At 41.5% G+C, this 2,327-nt stretch carries 2 protein-coding genes; both read right to left on the bottom strand.

The window, feature by feature from the left end:
* Positions 1-405: 405 nt before the first annotated feature.
* The gene (locus tag B5J93_RS12945; RefSeq protein ID WP_079326741.1) at positions 406-933 is read right to left on the bottom strand and encodes a tyrosine-type recombinase/integrase; all 528 of its coding nucleotides are present in this window, start codon (positions 931-933) and stop codon (positions 406-408) included.
* 378 nt (positions 934-1,311) lie between these two features.
* On the bottom strand, positions 1,312-2,327 hold a 1,016-nt coding region (locus B5J93_RS12940), incomplete at its 5' end, for a phage terminase large subunit (RefSeq protein WP_079326740.1).

Raw genomic sequence — 2,327 nt, 5'->3', positions numbered from 1 at the left:
ATTGTGAACAGGTTCTTAGGTGGCATGGATTGACAATTTACTGCCCAATGCCGTGATATATCTGTCAAGCGTGGATGGCTATATATTGCCCCATTCTCTATCTTGCTATGTTGGCTTGTGATACGCTCATTTTTTGAATTGGCGGTGTGTCTAAGCTGTGATAATGCTGCCATGGTGTTGCTTCGATAATTGGCTAGTCATAACATATAAGTAATAAAGCCAACAATCAAGCTCCAATTCTTGATAGGACTTTGCCAAAAATGGTGTAACCTACACCACGATTTACACCATTTTTTAGCCCTAAACCCTTATAAATAAAGGGCTATACACCATTTACACCATAAGTTTTGCAGACTCAAAACTCAATTTTCACGCCTGCCCCCAAATTGGGGCTTATGGTGTTGCTTACTGCATTAGCTCGGTCATTTCCACACGATGAACCGCCAATTCGTCTATAATTTCATGGTCTTTATACTTAATGGCTTTTAAAAAGCTGATGAATGCCTGTTCGCTCTGGCCGGTCATGCGTTTGTTTTTGTAGGTGTTAAAATTATGGCCCTTTATCTCGTCCACAATATCCGCCCATTCGTTCATCATTCTAGCCCTGGCAGGTAGTAAATTGGCTTCATTGTATGCCCTAACGGTCTTATTTCCTTGAACGTGGGACAACTGCAATTCTATGGCTTGTGGCGTGTATTGCATTTCATATAAGGACGTGCTAGCAAGCCCCCTAAATCCACGCTCTGCCATTCGCCCCTGATAGCCTAACCGCTTTAAGGCGGTGGTAAAGGCATTTTCTGACAATATTTCCGCCTTTTGGTTAATACACCTAGCGAACTTGACATTTACCACAGAAAGATTTGTAGGGGTGTGTTGCACAAGCTCTTGATGATACGCTGATGTTGATAGGGCGTGCTCAGTACGCCCCCACACCGATACATTGTTAATTTTGTGGTGATTTTAGAGTTCTATGGCTATAGCTTTGGCAATTCGATAATCTTAATACGTGGGTAATGTTTGGTTTTGTGTTCAACAAAACCAAAAAATCATGGATAGCAATAGATTATGACGGACAGCCAAAGACAAGAAAAGGGCTAAACACAAGAAAAATCTAGGGCTATCGCACATTGTGCAGTGGCGTACTACGAACAATTAAGATAAATTATTGATTTTAATATAAATTTTAATTGATTGTTTTCTTCAATACCAACAATAATACCAACAAAATACAAAGTAACCCCCTAAATTATCTTTTTTTTGTCATTCCAAACAGATAAAAAAGAATGGTTTTTCACACCATTCTTTTAGTGCTCAATAAGGCATTTGAATAAATGGCACATAATCAAAACGCTTTCTCAATGCTCCATATCTTAATGCGTCCGCTCCGTGGTCTGCTCCGTCGCTTGCCATATCTTCAGGGCGTTTATCATCTCTTGACAGTGTCGGCAAAGTTTCCCACAAATAACGGCATTGATTGGATATATACAATCCAGCTTTATCAGGTTTGCCAGCATCAGCCAGTAACCGCCTTAAAATATTCCAACCTGTTATCCTATCAGCTTTTTTGGCTGGATAAAAATAAACGCCTTGCATTCTAAATTCATCAGCGATTGAACCTGTAGCGTGTCCACCTTTGGCAAATATCGCATCATCAGCCACACCCTTTGCTTTGATACCCCAATAATTGCACATCTTTTTTATCTCTTCTGCTAGTGTTGGCACAGTCCAACCTAAACCAGCATTTAAATTTCCGTGCTTGTGCGTTACCAGTTCATCAACCACCACCAAAGAGCCTTTGGGGTAATATCGTCCGTTCACGGTATCGCCAAAACTCTCACAAATAACCAAAGTTGCAGACGGTGCAGATGAGCCAAAGTCGTGAGCCAGCCACCAATCCCAACCTTCTGGGATTTCGTGCCATTCTTCAATCATTGAGCGTTTTTCATCAAGCACATTAGCAAAATAAGCACCACGATTTACCGCCCAATTTCCATCAGTCCAAGCCTTTAATAATTCGGGGTCATCAGGACAAGAGGCGGTTAGTTGTTCGTGGTATTGTTCACGGTCAATGAAATGATTGTCGCTAAAGGTACTAGGGGCATGAACCCAAGTTCTTTTACTTTTTGGCTCGTGGAATGGTTGCCATGCTTCGTGTCCATTAAACACAAATCTTTTGGCTATCCAGTGATGTCCTGCTCCTGCTGGGTTAGCACTTATGATCATTCTAATGGGTGTTGTGGTGTCGCCACGCAAATTTGAACGCATTAAATCTAATAATCTAGGGTCGGCAAATTGCCCCGCTTCATCAACTATACCAACCGAACCCA

The sequence above is a fragment of the Moraxella equi genome (assembly GCF_002027555.1).
In the GTDB taxonomy this organism is placed as follows: domain Bacteria; phylum Pseudomonadota; class Gammaproteobacteria; order Pseudomonadales; family Moraxellaceae; genus Moraxella; species Moraxella equi.
The sequence above is the reverse complement of the archived record's forward strand: the minus strand, read 5'-3'. Positions and strand labels throughout refer to the sequence as shown.